At 52.7% G+C, this 16,709-nt stretch carries 15 protein-coding genes; 8 read left to right on the top strand and 7 right to left on the bottom strand.

The window, feature by feature from the left end:
* Window positions 1-471: 471 nt before the first annotated feature.
* Window positions 472-1,419: a hypothetical protein gene (locus PVA48_RS03770; protein ID WP_146021150.1), complete on the top strand. Its 948-nt coding sequence runs from the start codon at window positions 472-474 to the stop codon at window positions 1,417-1,419.
* A gap of 39 nt (window positions 1,420-1,458) precedes the next feature.
* A complete protein-coding gene (locus tag PVA48_RS03765) occupies window positions 1,459-2,265 on the top strand; it encodes a hypothetical protein (protein WP_423232257.1) in 807 nt (268 codons plus the stop codon).
* A gap of 58 nt (window positions 2,266-2,323) precedes the next feature.
* On the opposite strand, the gene PVA48_RS03760 is transcribed toward PVA48_RS03765, so the two are convergent.
* Window positions 2,324-3,046 (bottom strand): hypothetical protein, encoded by a 723-nt coding sequence (locus PVA48_RS03760; RefSeq protein ID WP_419066403.1) that lies wholly within the window; start codon window positions 3,044-3,046, stop codon window positions 2,324-2,326.
* 215 nt (window positions 3,047-3,261) lie between these two features.
* Here PVA48_RS03760 and PVA48_RS03755 point away from each other — a divergent pair, with 215 nt between their 5' ends.
* The 3 genes from PVA48_RS03755 to PVA48_RS03745 all read left to right on the top strand — a co-directional run bounded on the left by PVA48_RS03755 (window position 3,262) and on the right by PVA48_RS03745 (window position 5,475).
* Window positions 3,262-4,059 carry a hypothetical protein gene (locus PVA48_RS03755; protein WP_423232256.1) on the top strand — a complete coding sequence of 266 codons (798 nt, stop codon included), beginning with the start codon at window positions 3,262-3,264 and terminating at the stop codon, window positions 4,057-4,059.
* A gap of 219 nt (window positions 4,060-4,278) precedes the next feature.
* Window positions 4,279-4,773 carry a hypothetical protein gene (locus tag PVA48_RS03750; protein WP_423232255.1) on the top strand — a complete coding sequence of 165 codons (495 nt, stop codon included), beginning with the start codon at window positions 4,279-4,281 and terminating at the stop codon, window positions 4,771-4,773.
* 6 nt (window positions 4,774-4,779) lie between these two features.
* On the top strand, window positions 4,780-5,475 hold the full coding sequence (locus PVA48_RS03745) for a hypothetical protein (protein WP_102728670.1): 696 nt from the start codon (window positions 4,780-4,782) through the stop codon (window positions 5,473-5,475).
* An 87-nt stretch (window positions 5,476-5,562) separates the two neighbouring features.
* On the opposite strand, the gene PVA48_RS03740 is transcribed toward PVA48_RS03745, so the two are convergent.
* Together PVA48_RS03740 and PVA48_RS03735 are read right to left on the bottom strand one after the other, a co-directional pair.
* Entirely contained in the window at window positions 5,563-6,792 is a 1,230-nt protein-coding gene (locus tag PVA48_RS03740) for a sensor histidine kinase (protein ID WP_102721231.1), read from the bottom strand.
* A 12-nt stretch (window positions 6,793-6,804) separates the two neighbouring features.
* On the bottom strand, window positions 6,805-7,509 hold the full coding sequence (locus tag PVA48_RS03735) for a response regulator transcription factor (protein WP_022398179.1): 705 nt from the start codon (window positions 7,507-7,509) through the stop codon (window positions 6,805-6,807).
* Window positions 7,510-7,725: 216 nt separating this feature from the next.
* Here PVA48_RS03735 and ilvD point away from each other — a divergent pair, with 216 nt between their 5' ends.
* Entirely contained in the window at window positions 7,726-9,402 is a 1,677-nt protein-coding gene (gene ilvD, locus PVA48_RS03730; RefSeq protein WP_022398178.1) for a dihydroxy-acid dehydratase, read from the top strand.
* A 245-nt stretch (window positions 9,403-9,647) separates the two neighbouring features.
* Here ilvD and PVA48_RS03725 read toward each other — a convergent pair whose 3' ends face one another.
* Both PVA48_RS03725 and PVA48_RS03720 read right to left on the bottom strand, forming a co-directional pair.
* The gene (locus PVA48_RS03725) at window positions 9,648-10,067 is read right to left on the bottom strand and encodes a hypothetical protein (protein WP_423232254.1); all 420 of its coding nucleotides are present in this window, start codon (window positions 10,065-10,067) and stop codon (window positions 9,648-9,650) included.
* 69 nt (window positions 10,068-10,136) lie between these two features.
* Complete coding sequence (locus PVA48_RS03720) at window positions 10,137-14,204, bottom strand: autotransporter outer membrane beta-barrel domain-containing protein (RefSeq protein WP_102728671.1); 4,068 nt, start codon at window positions 14,202-14,204, stop codon at window positions 10,137-10,139.
* A 389-nt stretch (window positions 14,205-14,593) separates the two neighbouring features.
* Here PVA48_RS03720 and PVA48_RS03715 point away from each other — a divergent pair, with 389 nt between their 5' ends.
* On the top strand, window positions 14,594-15,400 hold the full coding sequence (locus PVA48_RS03715) for a tyrosine-type recombinase/integrase (protein WP_423232253.1): 807 nt from the start codon (window positions 14,594-14,596) through the stop codon (window positions 15,398-15,400).
* Window positions 15,361-15,591 (top strand): hypothetical protein, encoded by a 231-nt coding sequence (locus PVA48_RS03710; protein WP_423232252.1) that lies wholly within the window; start codon window positions 15,361-15,363, stop codon window positions 15,589-15,591. Before PVA48_RS03715 ends, PVA48_RS03710 begins: the two co-directional genes overlap by 40 nt.
* Window positions 15,592-15,683: 92 nt before the next feature.
* On the opposite strand, the gene PVA48_RS03705 is transcribed toward PVA48_RS03710, so the two are convergent.
* Both PVA48_RS03705 and PVA48_RS03700 read right to left on the bottom strand, forming a co-directional pair.
* On the bottom strand, window positions 15,684-16,304 hold the full coding sequence (locus PVA48_RS03705; protein WP_423232251.1) for a uracil-DNA glycosylase: 621 nt from the start codon (window positions 16,302-16,304) through the stop codon (window positions 15,684-15,686).
* 118 nt (window positions 16,305-16,422) lie between these two features.
* The gene (locus tag PVA48_RS03700; protein WP_423232250.1) at window positions 16,423-16,608 is read right to left on the bottom strand and encodes a hypothetical protein; all 186 of its coding nucleotides are present in this window, start codon (window positions 16,606-16,608) and stop codon (window positions 16,423-16,425) included.
* Window positions 16,609-16,709 lie beyond the last annotated feature (101 nt).

Below are 16,709 nucleotides of genomic sequence, written 5' to 3'. Positions count from 1 at the left end.
TAAACGCAAACATCTAAAGAAAGTAATAGAGTTCAGTAAAGAACAAATCTTTTCTTTTTCTTTAAACAAATGAAAATAGAGTTATCTGGTCTAATTTAGGAGTTTAAACGTAGCAAATCATTTTAGGAAAAGAAATTGTAATGCTTTGTTGGAGAAATATAGGAGAGATTCAATGAACTGCCAAACGCTCTCTGTCATGCTGTCAATTTATTTAGAATTGAGCTTATCAATATCGTAATCAAGCGGATTGAGATGGGGTTTTGCGGATTGCTTAATGTGGGCATCATATTCTTCAGCCTAAGGTAATCTCCTTTTTCTCGTCCCCATATTCCTGGCGAATCCAATATTGTCTCAATTTTATTCTAAAATCATTGACTTTTTGCCTGAATTCTGATTTTTTTGTATACGTATTACAACCTATACTTCTATGAAACGGTCAGGACAGTTATTCATGTGGGGAAATTTTTCTTCATGGCAATTGGAGCATTTTCTTTAGGGTTTGCAGAAGATGGAGATTTAGAGGACGAAGGGAGGGATTTATATATCAGTTCGAAGACACGCAAGTATTCTGCTGAATGTATGATTTTTGATCTGGATAGAGAGGAAGATCAAAAACGAGAAGATATTGGAATTGGAGAAGAAGCGGATTTAGAGTTGGAGGGAAAATTACTTTCTCTTGTTAATAAGGATGAGATAGAATGGAAACTTTCCGAACAAAGTGAAAAATGGGCAATACTAACAATTAATGAAAAGGATAAATTTAAAGCTGTTTTAACGGCTAAAAAGGATCCTGTTATCAAAGGAGAGGTAAGTGTGGAAGTTAAAACTAATTTGGACGATAAGCCCAAGCCAAAAAAATTTAATGTTCTGGTACCAAACAAAATAGAAGGGATAAATCTTTCTGAACGGAGTCCTGATGGTCCCCGTGATGGGAAAGTGAATGAAGTTGGGGCTTCCACTCATTTAGCTTTAGTCTTTCAGCCGCGGACGGTGAGCTTTTCAAATATAAACTTTATAGAAAGATCATTGGATAAACCTGAGGATCTTCCTGAAGGATTGGCTCCTCATATGCCTAATCCAAATCCACAACGAATTGATGAGTATAATGGACATATGAGTGATTTAATTGGAGTATATCCACCGAAGGAACATCGGGAAAATTCAATATTATTATTCCAAAATCTTCCATTGCCATTATTTTATTTTTGGCGTTGCGGGTTTTACACTGTTGTCAATGGGAAAGATTGTTGTTTAATCGATGATGTAGTGTATATTCAAACATTTGATGAAAGTTATGATGGGAATCGTATAGATGGGTTGAAAAATTTCAAAGTTAAAATTTGTAAATTTGGATGTTCTGTTGAAAGAAGTACAGGAGGGGACGCCATTCATATAGATACAGGAACGAGAGATGATTGATCTGTAAGTATAATAATTCAGTTAGTCAAACAATCTGTTATGAAAGTAATATATATATTATCATGTTTTATTTTAGTTTTTTCGACTGTAAGCGAGGCCAAAATATTTGATAGTTCTTTAAAAAAACCTCTCCTTCATGAAACTAATGAAAAATTATATCTCCTACTATCAAACGCTGAAAAATCAGCCCTGCAGGGGGATATTTTTAAATTTTATGAACAAGCTAATAAAATACTGCCTGATATAAAAAATGATTTGCAAAAAGGGATGTGGCTTTTTTATTTGGTTGCCGCAGTTCCCTTTATTGATGACACTGTAGAAGGTAACGGAGAATGGCTATGCGAAAATTCTGATCTTGATTATGAAGTGAAGGAAAAAATGATTTTATCATTTTTTCCGAAAGAAATTAGAAAATCTAACGGAACAAAACTTCATGACGAGGCACTTGTGATGAGAGAATTGTTTCTGTTATATTCATCCATAATATTGAATCAATTTCGACAAGAATTGAATCCTCTTTTTCTTTATACATATAAATATAATAGATTTTTATATTTATATAACATGGATTTTAGGCAGGATAGAGATAGATTTACAAAATATTGTAATTACATGAATGTTAGAATTGGGAGACAAAGAAAATTGAATTCAATCATCAATAATATGGAAGAGGATTTTGTAGGAATGTTAGTCCAATTTTATCCGACTAAAGCTGTACAGGTGAAAAGATATCTTAAATTGGCGGGATATGGTGATGATGAAATTCCTGATTTATTGGATAGGACAATTGGACGAGTTCCTCAAGCTTCCTACTTGTACAAGGGTTTTCCCAAGCGCAGAAAATAATTGGTAAAAAATATCCTCATAGATAGTTTTCTTATTTAGCCTATTTATGTTTAAACTCTTATTCCTCTATTTGTTCTTCTTGCCAGCGGTTGTTGCTGGAGATTTGTCCCATCAGCGCCTGGCATGGCAGGTGGAAGGAGGGGATGTGCGGAATATTGCCGGGCTGTGCCGGCAATATGTTCAAAAGAAATTGGAGGCGGAAAAAACGTTTTCCGTGGAATCTCTGTTGAAGGACCGGGAGGTGGCGCAGGCTTGCTACATGGCCCATTTTTTTGCGTTGGTGGGGAAGGAAAGGACTTACATCCTTCATGAATTGAAGGACAAGGAATTTGTGCAATGGTTGCTGAATCACCCGGAGGTGTTTGAAAAACTGGCGTTTGCCAAGGCCTCGGGAAAGAATACGCTGGCTGTATTGCGGAATATCTGGGTGAAGGAAGGGAAAGAGCTTTCCGGAGTTGGCCTCAACATGGCATTGGGTGCGGCGTTGATTTCTACGTCCCGGGAGCCGGAGGCATGCGAAGCCCGGTATGATTTTTACAAAAAGTCTTTTGCGGAGAAAAAACTTTTTCCGCAGTTCATTACGCTGGAACCGTGGGAATTCGGCATTCTTTTCCGGGGCAGGGAAAGTATTGAGGAGCTTGCCTGGGCACAGGATTACCTGGCTGGCAAAAAGAAGATCAAGGCGGGGAACGCAGGGTATGCCTGTTGCGGTCTGATCCCCTACCGGATGAAGAATAAGCAGGGAATCAGCGTGCATGCCGGTGGAGCGTTCTACGATCATAAACCTATTTCTTTGCAAATTTACGTGGAGTATGGGGGTGTGTGCGGCGCCGTTTCCAAAGGGGCGGCCGGGTTTGTGAAGGCGAAGGGGATTCCTTCCTACACAATCGGCCAGCCAGGGCATTGCGCCTTTGTGTGGAAGGGGGCAGACGGAGAATGGAAGATAGGAAATAACATTTATGGCTGGATATGGTCGGAAGGCGGGTCCGGAGGACCGTGGAAAGGTTCCGTTTCCACGATTACAGAGCTCCCCGTTTTTGGAAGGGGAAGGATGCCGCTGCATCCAATCTCTGTTATTATTTATCCCTGCTGGCTGCCGATCCACAGAAGGCGGAAGCACTGCTGAAAGAGGCATTAAGACGGAATGCCTCCAATTATCCCGCATGGCAGGCCTTGATGAGAAGGAATGTCCGCCTGGCGGAGAAAGATAAATTGGCTTTGCTGGAACAATTCAAGGAGGCTTTTCCCGGAAATCCCACTCTGTGGGAGTATTTCATGAAGAATGAACTGGGGCTTGATTGGAAAAAGGCGAATGGCTATGCCGTTTATCCAAGATTGCTGGCGCAAAATGAATCATGGGATTCTGTAGACGCGTATATGCGCAATTTCTGTGCTTTAGCCCGGAAAGATATTCCGGATATGGCTGGAAAGTTGCCTTATGGGGTGAAAACCAAGAGAATCTTTTTCAAAAACTGGCTGAAATTTTACCAAGAGAACAAAATCGACCGGAAGGTGAGGGTACAAACCTGCGCTGTGCTGGAAAAGGCGCTTCCTTCGCTCTTGAGTCATGAAAAAACGGCATTGCAGTTTCTAGGGTTTTATGGGCAGGTGCTTGATTTATGGAAAGACAAGCAATTGTCGGCCCGGGCCGATACCTTCCTGACGGTATGGTTGAAGGAAGTAGACAAAGCTTCCGTACGGAAGAAGATGGCGGAAATAGGTCTGAAAGTAGCCGAGCATCTGGGAGACAAAAAAGCGCTGGTTCGTTATGCGGAGACTCAGGCTGGATATTGAATAGCGTGATTCTTTCTATCTACATAGAATAATCGTCTTTTCTGGACTGGTTGGTGATCAACATGGTTTGAGATTATTCAAACTTATACGGTCAATAGTCTGGTAGATGAAGAGAAGTATCTATGTAATTATTGTTAATTTTATGTTGCCAGGTATAGTGGTTTTTTCTTGGATTATCTATTTTTTGCTCTATCATATGCTTTGATGAAATGACACCTGGTGGCAAGTTTACTCGTATTGAGTATGTTATCTGTAGGTCCTGCCAAGAATGCAACCAACCCTTGTAGAGTGGAATTAGTAGGTATCATGTTTTTTACCACTCCTATTGGTTCGGAGGTTCCCAACATAGCAGGTTCCCAGGATGAATTGGAGATTGATTGGGAGAGTGCTGCAAAAGATTTACTGGAAGAAAAATTAGGATTTGTCGTTTCGGTGAGAGTGGATACAATTTCATTGTTGGCATTTATTAATTCAAATGGGAAATTTTTTGCAAATGTCCATTTAGTGTACGCTTACAGATTTCTTCACCATCATAAACCTGTTACTGCATGGAAATTGAAACAACAGAATAACTTGATGGATAACGGTATAGACTATTATCAAGTTGGGACGGCTGGAGTAAGAAGTGCTAAAGCGGCCGTTTTAAATGCTAAAAGAAAAATTCTTAGTGGCTTGGAAAAAGAATTGAAGGAACAATGTAAAGAACATCAGTAAATAATTATGAAATATTTAATGCTATTTAATGCTTGGATTTTTTGTTTTGCAGGCATTGCAGATTCAAATGCCGTCGAAAGCAATATTTCTGTACTGGAGGGAATTGGTTATGAAATGACCAATCCCATTTCTGTAAAAGGAGTTAAATCAAGAAAAGAACTTGATGAATATTGCCGGAATTATGTATCACAACATCTTCCTTCTTATGAGATAGGAGATACGATGATTTATATTTTAGGACAAGATACTGTACTTGAATTGGAATGCCGGGAGAAGGAAGGAAGCGCAAAAGTTTCATTGTATTTTAACATCTCGGAGTATATGGATAAAGTTAAGAAACAAAATAAGAAGTCTAACTCTAAATTCTTAAAATCCGTGAAACCGATGGATTTCCCGGAAGGGATTTCCTTACGCAAGCCTATTGTATTAAAAAAGGCTGTCACCCGTGAAGAAGTACAGAAACAGCAAGAGCAATATTTGGAAAAAAAGTATCCGGGTTATAAAATCACCCGAAAGGAAACCTGGATTTTCCATAAGAAGTTTTTGGAGAGGGTGAGTTTGAAAAAAGATGACGAGGAATTAATCGTCAATTTTGATGTTTCCGATTATATGAAAGAGTATGAAAAGAAGCATCAGTTAAAGAAAATTCAATTGTCTCCTGGTGTAGAAAGAGTGGAACTGCAACACGCGCCCATTCCGTGAACCGTGAAGCAATTCCGCCGGGTTGGAGAGTCTGTTTTTTCTCCCGGATTCAACAGCAATCATATCAGGCTGTGCCGCATCGGAATCTTATGCCTCCTTTTCTTCCCGGAACCGTTTCAGAGGAATGGTGATGGTGAAGACGGTTTCCCGGTGGGGAGTGCTGGAGACGGTGATGGCGCCGTCGTGAGCCTCCACGGCGCGTTTGACGATGGAAAGGCCCAGGCCCGTTCCCTTGATTTCCGAGGAGTGGTGGGTTTCCACCCGGTAGAAGCGGTTAAAGAGGAAGGGAAGGCTTTCCGCGGGGATGCCTACGCCCGTGTCCGTGACGGTGATCACGCAGGCTTCCGGTGTTCTGGCCGCGGCCACAGTGACGGAAAGGCCCGGTTCCGTGTTTTGCTTGAGAGCGTTTTCCACCAGGTTGAACAGAACCTGCGTCCAGTAGAAGGGGTCCCCGTAGAGTTCCCAGTCCGGCGGAATGTTCATGTGCAGGGCGGCCTGTTTTTTCTCCCGGATGGAGTCCAGGCGGGAGAAGACATCATCTACGCAGGAGGTGAGGTGGAACCATTGTTCCTTCAGGATGGCCTTGTGGCCTGATTCCAGCTTGGAGATCATGAGCATGTCTTCAATGATGTTCATGAGCCGCTGGCTGTTCTGGTGCATGACGCCGATGAATTTGCGCGCCAGTCCGGGGCTTTCCTCCATCAGATTGTCTTCCATCAGGTTTTCCAGATATCCCACGATGATGGTGAGCGGGGTGCGCAGCTCGTGGGAGGCGTTCGCCACGAAGTCCCGGCGCATCTGGTTGGTGAGGTAGTTTTGCGTGACGTTGCGCAGCAGGATGCGTTTTTCCTTGATCGGGGTGTCCGTGATGGCGCTGTCCAGGTGCCACGCCGTGATGCCGTTTTGCACTCCGCCGGGGGAGTTGGCGGCGCTCAGCGTAAATTCCTTGGTGACGGGGCCATCCGTGTCAAAGGCTTCCTGAACATGCCCCAGCAGTTCCTGGTTGCACACCAGGGCTCCCACTTTGCGTCCTTCCAGCCTTTCTTCCTGAAAGAGTTCTTTGGCCAGCGTATTGGCCAGCACGATGTGCCCGGCGGGACCGATGAGCAGGAAGGCCTCACCCAGAGCTTCCAGAAAGCGCCGTTTGTCCACGATGGCCTGTTCCTGGGCTTCCTCTCCGCGTTTCAGCAGGCGTTGGGCGTCCCGCAAGGCCTTTTTCCGGGCTTTCATGGCGGACCGGCATACCTGGACCAGGTGCCAGTTCAGGTACAGGGAGGCCAGAACAAGGATGATGAGGATGTAGTCGATGGCCGACATGGAACCGGAGCGTTAGACCTCTTCCTCCGGGGGACGCCGCCCCGGCAGGGTAAAGCGGTAGCCGATGCTGCGGACGGTTTCAATGCAGTCCGCATAGGGTGCCAGTTTCTGGCGCAGCCGTTTCATGTGCGTGTCCAGCGTGCGGCTCTGGGCCTGGTGGCTGTATCCCCACACGCAGCTGAGCAGGTCGTTGCGGTTCAGGGTCTGGCCTTCCCGTTCAATCATGTAGATCATGAGCTTGAATTCCGTGGCCGTCAGGTCCACTTCCTCCTTGTCGATGTAGAATTTGAGGGCGTTTTTGTCAAACGTGAAGGGCCCGTATTCCGCGATGACGCTGCCCGGCGTGTGTTCGCACCGTTTCAGCACGCTGCCTACGCGCAGCACGAGTTCCTTGGGGCTGAATGGCTTGGTCACATAGTCGTCCGCTCCCAGCTCCAGTCCCTGGATGCGGTCTTCCGCCTGGGCCTTGGCGGTCAGGAAGATGACGGGAATGTTCTGCGTGCGGCTGTCCCGGCGCAGCTCTCTCAGTACGCCGTGGCCGTCCATGCCCGGCATCATCTGGTCCAGCAGAATCAGTTCCGGCCTGTCCCTGCGCGCCACTTCCAGCGCGGTCAGGCCGTCATAGGCCGCCAGGGGCGTGTGGCCTGCGCGTTCCAGGTTGTAGGCCACGAGGTCTGAGATGGCGTGATCGTCTTCAGCGATAAGAATGGTTGCCATGGCTGTTTTTTACGATGAAGGAAGGGGCGGTGTCCCGATATTAGATGTGACGATTCGTTCACATTTCCCCGTCCGGAAGGGTGTTCCGGACAGCTAAAGTCTTTCCTTATGCAAACAGACTGTAACGGAGGCGTTTCCGTTTTGCAAGACTGGCCTAGATTCAACTTCTCTTCCCTGCGTCATGTGATACACTTGTGCCGCAACAGTTATATTGTTATGCGAAGCGATAGAGTTAAAGCAGGGTTCGAGCGTGCGCCGCACCGCAGTCTGATGCGTGCCACGGGGATGACGGATGAGGATTTAAGCCGTCCTTTCATTGCCATTTGCAATTCCTTTAATGAGGTGATTCCGGGCCATGTCCACCTGAACAAGGTAGCCGCCCTCATCAAGGAGGAAGTGCGCAAGGCCGGAGGAACTCCCGTGGAGTTCAACCTGCCCGGCGTTTGTGACGGCATTGCCATGGGCCACGGCGGCATGAAGTTTTCCCTGGCCAGCCGTGAGTTGATCGCGGACAGCGTGGAGACGATGCTGAGCGCCCACGCGTTTGACGCCATGATCTGCATTCCGAATTGCGACAAGATTGTTCCCGGCATGATCATGGGCGCCCTGCGCTGCAATATTCCCACTATTTTCTGCAGCGGCGGCCCGATGGCCGCCGGCATGGCGGAGGACGGCACCGTACTGGACCTGAACAGCGTGTTTGAGGCCGTCGCCCGCTTCAAGGCAGGCAAAATCAATGCGGAGGAACTCCATTCCCTGGAATGCCGCGCCTGCCCCGGCGCCGGTTCCTGTTCCGGCATGTTTACGGCCAATTCCATGAATTGCCTGAGCGAGGTAATCGGCCTGGCCCTTCCCGGCAACGGTTCCCTGCTGGCTACTTCCGAGGAACGCAAGGAGTTCTGGAAGCAGACCGCGCGCCGCGCCGTGGAGATGGCGAAGGCGGACGGTCCCCTGCCGCGCGACATCGTGAACCGTGACGCCATCGACAATGCCTTTGCGATCGATATGGCGATGGGCGGCAGCTCCAATACCGTGCTTCATACGCTGGCTATCGCCCGGGAAGCCGGCGTGGAGTATGACCTCCAGCGCATCAATGACATTTCCAAACGCACCCCGAATATCTGCAAGGTGGCCCCCTCTTCCCGCTTCCACATGCAGGATGTCCTGCGCGCCGGCGGCGTGAGCGCCATCATTCATGAGATCGCCAGGATTCCCGGGGCTCTCCACCTGGATTCCATGACCGTGAGCGGAAAGACGCTGGGTGAAACGGTTGAAGGATGCGGCATTACGGATGAAACGGTAATCCATCCGCTGGAAAAGGCTTATTCCCGTGACGGCGGCCTGGCGATCCTGTTCGGCAACCTGGCCCAGGAAGGCGCCGTAGTGAAGAAGGCCGGCGTGCATCCGGACATGATGAGCTTCCGCGGACCCGCCGTGATTTTCGAGTCCCAGGAGGAAGCCTGCGAAGGCATCCTTGCCGGGAAGGTGAAGTCCGGCGATGTGGTCGTCATCCGCAATGAGGGACCCAAGGGCGGCCCCGGCATGCAGGAGATGCTGGCCCCCACGTCCTATATCATGGGGCAGGGCCTTGGCGCGGAAGTGGCGCTTATCACGGACGGCCGTTTTTCCGGAGCCACCCACGGAGCCTGCATCGGCCATATTTCCCCGGAAGCGGCGGAAGGCGGCCTGATCGGCCTGTTGCGGAACGGGGATATTATTGAGTATTCCATTCCGGACCGTACGCTGAACGCCCATTTGAGCGAGGATGAGATTGCACGCCGCCGTGCGGAGTGGCAGCCCACGTACAACAAGGTTTCCTCCTCCTGGCTGAGCCGTTACCGCCACCTCGCCACGAATGCCAGCAATGGCGCCGTTCTCCGGCGCGGGGAATAATGGCTCCCTTTTAAATGGCAGCCGCTTTCCCTGGTGGGAAAGCGGTTTTTTTATGCCTGCCTCCGGTTCACAGGCGGCTGGCAAGCGGTATGGCCGGATTAGCCTGCCCGGCAGGAATGAGCGGACGCCGGTACATTCATGCCGGAGGCGACCGCCATAAAAGGTCTGTCCGGTTAAAGCGGAACCGCTTCCCTCAACAGGAAGCGGTTCCTAATCAACAATTCATACTTTCCCGGGAAATTTTTCTATTTGGAGATTTTGAAGGGGCCGCCCATTCCTTCCGGGGAGAGAACGGTGGATTCATATTTGGTTGCCGAGTAGTAGCCCTCCGTTGCGGAAGTAAAGGTCATTTCTCCGGAGCTGGTGATGGTGGAGGGATGTTCCCCTCCGTCAGTCAGCGTCATGGAGAACCGGGCGGAAGCCGGACCCGGCGCATAGGAGTACGTTCCGGAAAAGCGGCCGTTCCCCGTTTCCAGCGTAGTGGGGGAGATGATTTTGTAGGAGACTTCATGGCCGTCCGTCATGCTGATGACGGAGCCTGTTTCCAGTGTTTGCGGGGGCTGGACTCCGGAGGAGTCCGATTTGCCGGAGCTGCCGCCGCAGGAGGCCAGCAGGACCGCACAGCCCAGCGTCAGGATGGGGCGGATTATTGTTGAAGAAGGCATGAAGAGAAGGGTTGAGGATTGCCTCCCCGGTCCCGTGGGGAACCGGGGAGACTGGAATAGGAACGCCCGTTAGAATGAGTAACTGACGGAGCCGTTGATTCCCTGGGCCGTCAGCCCGGCCCTGCTTTCCAGGGAGTACCCGATGCGGGCTCCCCATCTGCTGCCGAAGGCGGCGCTTACCCCTGCGTTGACGCGCAGGGCGGTGCGGCCTACGTTAACGCCGCGCGCCGTCCAGGTTCCCAGCTCACTGCTGACGGTTCCCTTGGGGTTGAGGCGGCTGAGGTCCTGCGCCACGGCAACCGTCACGCTGGGCGTCAGCGTGGTTTTGGCGCCTGCCGCATAGGTGCGGGAGAGAGTGACGCCTACGGGCAGCGTCCAGTTCTGGGCGCGTGCTCCGCTGAAGGTCCGGGCCAGGTCTCCGTGTTCGGAGAAGCTGTCCGTCTTCCCGGTCATGAATTCCAGCCCGGCAAACGGCGCGATGACCAGTTTGCTGCGGAGCTGTTCCGTCCAAGTGGCATAGACGGCGGCTCCGAAGGAGTCGGAATCAAATTTCCCGCTGGCGGAGGTGTCCGCCATGCGGGCCTTTCCGTCAAAGGACGTGGTGCCGAAGGCGGCATAACCGTCCAGGGCCAGCTTGGAAGCCCCTGCGGGCGTGTAGCGGCCGTAAAGCATGGCCATGAAGGAGTCCGCGTCATAGCTGGACAACCCTCCCTTGTCCTGGAAGGTTCCGTAGGACTGGCCGATGGCTACCCCAGCCAGGGCGGAGGAGGAGAGCTTGCAGTCCGCGCCCACGGCATAGCCGCCTGCGTCGTATTTGTAGCCGTCGATGCCGCTCCGTGCGCTCTGGTTCGTCCAGGAACCCAGTCCGCCCACCCATACGGAGCCGCGGCCTGAGGCCACCGGCGCCATGGCGATGGGGGAGCCCTTCGCGTCTGCGGACTGGATCGGCTTCGCCGCCGGAGCGTTCAGCCCCTGTGCGGCGGAAATGGCTCCCTGCGTCCTGCCCAGGGCGGCAAAGCCCTTGAGGGCGTCATTGGAGGCCCACGCCGCGTTGACCACGGTTTCACCGCTGACGGATTGAATCATGGCTGCCGCCGCGTCCGCGCTGGAGGTTCCCAGGAGGGTTTCAAAGAACCTGTGTGCGGCTGAACCGTCCCGGACTCCCGTCCGGGCCTGTTCCATGCCGGCTGCCGCGCCGGAGACGTTTCCGGAATATCCCTGCATGGGGGCGGCTACTCCGTGCATGTTCTGCGTCAACCGGATGGTTCCGTCTTCATGAAGTGCGGCGTTAGTGGAGACAAAGGCGGAGTTGAACAGGGGCAGTTCGCTGACATCGGCTCCGGTGATGGTGATGTTGCCCACGGAAGAAGTTCCGGCTGCGGTGTGGGTGAGGTCCCTTCCGTCGCCCGTTTCACCGGCATTCCAGAGCTTGATGGAGGAATGGCCGTTGAACGTGATGCCATTGAGGAGGAGGGAAGAGCCCTCGCCCATTTCAATCACGGCGTTTCCGTTGAGTTCCAGCGTGTCGCCGGCCAGGGTGGAATCCTCCGTCAGAATAACTCCTCCTCCGTTGATTTCATAGTCCGTCAGGTCTTTAACGCCCAGTTGCGCGCTTTCCAAGACCATGGTGTCATCCAGATGGCCCACGATCAGGGAACCGGCTCCGGAATCCTGGATGAATGTTCCTCCGAATCCGTTGTCTTCCGTGTCCCGGCCGCCGTAGAGCAGGTCGCCGCTGCCCGTCTGCACCAGCGTGGCGGAACCGCGCGTCCACGGACCGCCGTCAAGGGAGTAGTAGTCCGCGTCGGAAATCCCGCTGTTGATGATGGTGACATCGTCCGCGGCGGAGTCCACCAGGATGACGGAGCCGTCTTCGGCGAAAATGTCGTTGGCTTCTTCCCCGGCCATATTGCCGTCAAAGAAGGCTCCGGAGCCAATCAGAAGAAGACGGTCTTCCATCAGATGGATGGCCCCTCCCAGTCCGGCGGCGGTGTTGTCCGTGAAGGTGACATTTTTGCCTATCCAGATATTGGCGCCTTCATTTTCAAATAAGTCGTCCACATTATCGCCCTCCTGCATTGCAAGATTGGTCGTCAGCTCGGAGGCGATGGCTCCGCCGTTGGCCCCGGCCGTGTTGCCGGAGAAGACGGAACCGTTCCCTACCGTGATATCCAGCACTTCCGTGGTCAGTTTGGAGGTGCGTTCCCCGTTTTCATAGGTGATGGCCTCGGCAATGTTGTTCTGGGCGAAGACGGCTCCGCCGGACCCGGCGGCCGTATTGCCGATGAAGCGGTTGTTTTCTCCAATGAGAATGTCTCCGTGCGCGTAGAGGGCGCCCCCTCTGGAAATATCCATGGCGGCGGACCTGCCCGGGGCCTTGCTGTTCATGAACGTGTTGCTGCGGCCCGTGGTGATTTTGTTTTCACGTTCCGTAACGGTAACGGTTCCGTTGAGGATGTCTCCGTTTTCATCCGTGTCAATGATGCTGGCGTGGACGAGGCTGTTATCCGCATCGCTGAAGGCGCTCATGTGGTAGACGGACGCTTCTTCCGTTCCCTGATAGGTCACGTTGTCCCCTAGTATGATGGTGTTTTCCGCGGCTACGGTGGTCATGGTCAGCGTAGCGTTGTCGCCAATGACTACGTTCCCGCCATAAGTTCCTTCCGTGTATTCGCCGGAGGCCAGCACATAGTCGCCGTCCGCGTTCTGCTTGAGCGTTCCTTCAAAGGAGATGGTTCCGCGGGAGGAGGCGCCTTCGTCGTCAATGGCTCCCACCGTATCCCCGGCCCAGATATCGGCCATCTGGCTGCCGGAAAGGTCGTTGTCCCCGGTGATTTCAGTATTGCTGCCGATGTAGATGTCTCCGCCTTCCGCATAGATATCCACGTCGTCCAGCGTGGAATTGGCCCCGATGGAAACGGTGGCCTGGTCTCCTACTGCGGTGGTTATGCGGACGGTACGGGTTCCGTCTTCCCCTTCAGCCATGGAGAAGGAATTCAGTTCCACGGATACGGCATCCAGCGTGACGGATGCCAGCTTTGCCCCTTCTCCGATGAAGATGGAGCCTTTCGCGTCCATGTCATAATTTTCAATGGAGCTGCCGCTGCCGATGGCGATGTCGCCATACAGCCCCATGGATTCTTCCGTGCTGGTTCCCGGCAGGTAGGCCCCGTCTTCATCTTTTCTGGTAATGCCATGGGAAAGGACGAGGGCTCCCGTCGTAATTTCCGCCCGGTCCGTGGCTTTCAGGATGCTGTTGTTTCCCAGCAGTATTTCGCCGCCCGTGAACCGGTCTCCATCGCCTGCGGTGCTCAGATCGGTATCCGTCATCGTCACGGCTCCCGCGCTGAAGTCAATTCCTCCGCGGGCGCCCACGGATTCCGACTGGCCGATCAGAGTGCCGGACTCTTCGTTTTCGTAAACGGACGTGGTGTTGACGGCGCCTGTGGAGACGAGGGTGGAATCAGCCAGGGCAATATCTCCATGGGAGACAATTTGGCCGCGGACTCCGTCATTCATGGATAAATCCATTTCATTGATTTGGACGTCTTTTCCCAGCTCCATGGCAATTTCTCCCGGTGTGATAGTGACCACCGTGGAGATAAAGGCCCCTGTTTCTGGGTCCAGTCTGGTTTCTATGGAGGTGGCGTGGCTGGTGACGACGTCGTTCCGGTTGAGAATGGCTCCGTCTCCCGCCACCAGCTTGTTGTTTTCCAGGACAAGCCATGTGCCGTCCAGGGTGGAGCCGTCTTCTATGGAAAGGGTGTTTCCGGCGTCGCTCCGCCCGCTGAGCATTCCTTCCGTCATGCTGCCCACGCGGACGGTTCCTTCACCGTCCACATTTAGATCCTGCATCTCCACGGCGGACATGTCCTTGTAGTTGAAGTTGGAGATTTTTCCATGCCCGTCTGATTTGAGGACGATGGCAGCGTCTGCGGGCAATGCGCTCAATTCTATTCCTTCAAAATCGATGGAGCCGGTAATGTTCAGCGTGTCTCCATTGGCCATCTGGTTCCAGGCGGCCTGGAATTCTTCCAGGGTGGAAGCTGTATATTCGGCGGCGAAGGCCTGGCTTCCAAGGACGCACATGGCTGCCAGCAGAGCCCGGCGCAGCGGGAGGGGTAAACGAAGATTCATGATTTGTTATATTCAGATTAATTTAAAGAAAAGTGGAAATGGGTGCCTTTTCCCTGCTGAATTTCTATGTACAGGATTGTTAATCCTGTGCGTCTGAATATATTCCGTCCGTTTTCCCGCCTCCGGCGCATGAACGGCGCGTTGTGCGGCGGAAGATTGAATCCACGGCTTATCTAACAAATAGATTTTTATTTGTACATAAGAAATTGGCCGTTAAAAGGGATTAATAGATGAAAATATTGTAATTTTTTTCTTGCTAACAGGATTAACAATCCTGTGATGTATCATGCATTAATATCAAAAACATGGTGTTCGGAATGGCGAAACATGGAGAAAACCGGAATAAATATTTGGCGGCGGAAATGTTGTTGAAAGGAAGCGGTTTGAATATGCTGGATGCAGCCAGTCTGGCCGTGGAATTGCTGAGCCTGTGCGGGGGGCGCCGCAGCATGCGCCGGGCCAGAAAGGCAATTTTCCTGGGAGCGGAGGAATTGAGGAAAGGGGAAAAGACGGTTTCCTTTTCCGCCGCCGTGGAGGAGACGCTGAGGGCGAAGCGCGGGCTTCGTCCCACAACGCTGCGTGATATCAGGTATTTCACCGGAGCCTTGATGCGGAGGTGTCCGGAATTGAAGGATTTTCCGGTCCGGAAACTGACGCCGGAGCATTGCGCGCGTTTTTTGGAAACTGCGTTTTCCTCCCGCAGACAGCGTTACAAGGGCCGTGCAGTGATGAGCGGCGTGCTGTCCCTTTCCCTGCGGCGCGGCTGGTGCGGGGAAAATCCCATTGTCCGGGTGGAACCTCCTGCGTTCCGTGAACGGACCATCGCCGTTCTGGTCCCGGAAGAAATAAAAAGCCTCCGGGATGTGGTGGAAATTCCTGAATTCCGTGACTGCGCTCCGGCGGTCTGGGTCATGCTGTATGCCGGCATCAGGCCGGGGGAAGTGATGCGTCTCCGCTGGAATGACGTGGATATGGAAGAACGGGTCATTTCCGTAAGGTCCGTAGCCAGTAAGACGGGGGAGCCCGGCACGTCACCATTCATGCCGTGCTCCGGCGGCTTCTGGCGGAATACGGGGCAGGGGAGCGGGATGGCTTGCTATGCCCTCCCAACTGGCCGGTGCGCTGGAGGCTGCTCCGGAAAAAGGCCGGGTGGGGCGTGCATCACCGCTTCGGGGAATGGAGCGCGGATGCTCTGAGGCATACCTATGCTTCCTATCATGCCAAGTGGTTCCGGGATTTTCCCCTGCTTCAGATGGAGATGGGGCACCGCTCCTCCTCCCTGCTGCGGGCGCGGTACCTGAACATGGAGGGAGTGAGCCGCGACAGGGCACGCCTGTTCTGGGAAGTGCCGGAACACGGAAGGAAAAAGCGGATCGTGCATTGCTGAAAAGGGAACGGACCGTTCCGCAGGTTTTCCATGAAAAAACAGCCGTTCAGCTACCGTGGCGGGAGAAGGGCGGCATGCAGGAATTCCCGGTTTTATTCCCTGGGCAGGAAGTAGCCGCGCTGTTTTTCCGAGATGGGCATGCCTAGGCGTTCCATGACGGCCAGCATGTCTTCCCAGACCTTGCGTTTTTCCCGCGGGCTGTCTGATCTCAACAGGTAGCTGGGATGGTAGGTAACGCGCACGGGAATGCCATTGAGGTCGTGGAACCTGCCGCGCATGGAGCTGACGGAACCCTGTATCCCCAGCAGCCCCACGGCGGCTGTCCCGCCCAGGGCTACGATCATCTTCGGCTGGATGACCTGGATTTCATTCATGATGATGGGCAGGCAGGCTTCAATTTCTTCCGGCGTGGGGGCGCGGTTGTTGGTCCGCTGGTTAGGCAGCGCAGGACGGAATTTGACGATGTTGGAGATGTAGACCATGTCTCGGGAGAGTCCCATGGCCTTCAATATCTGGTTGAGTTTTTCCCCGGCGCGGCCCACAAAGGGCTCCTGCTGCACTTCTTCATAATAGCCCGGCGCTTCCCCGATGAGCATGAGCTCCGTATGGGGATTGCCCGTGGCAAAGACCATGGTGTCCCGCAGGGAATTGAGCTCCCGCGCCGGCTGCCAGTTCTGCGCCAGATCCCGCAGGTATTGCAGCTTGTCTTCCATCGTCCCTTCCGGGAGAGCGACGGTGGAGGCCGGTTCCCGGCTCTCCGGAAAGAGCTCCGGCGGTTCCGGTGCCCCGGAAGATACGGAGGCCGGGGCAGGTTCCGCCTGGGGCGGCGGTTCAGGAGAAACGGGGAGAGGGTGGAGCTGCGGGAACGGCAGCGGCGGGGCGGCTTCCCTGTTTGGCGGTCACGTACCACGTCCTGAGAACGTTTCTGGCTTCATCCGTCAGGCTCGTGCGCGTTGTTCCCTGCTGGATCAGGGAATCGAGATAATGGCGGAAAAGGCTGTTCGGCGTGGCGGTCATGGGAGGATAAGGCCAGATTAGTCCATGAGAGGCCGTCTGTCACGACGATTTGCAGGGGCCCTTCTTTCCTCATGGAGCGCTCCGCTCCGGGAAATGACACG

It is taken from the genome of Akkermansia sp. JRP_AM1, assembly GCF_049262625.1.
GTDB lineage: Bacteria > Verrucomicrobiota > Verrucomicrobiia > Verrucomicrobiales > Akkermansiaceae > Akkermansia > Akkermansia massiliensis.
This window is presented reverse-complemented; position numbering and strand designations above follow the sequence as displayed.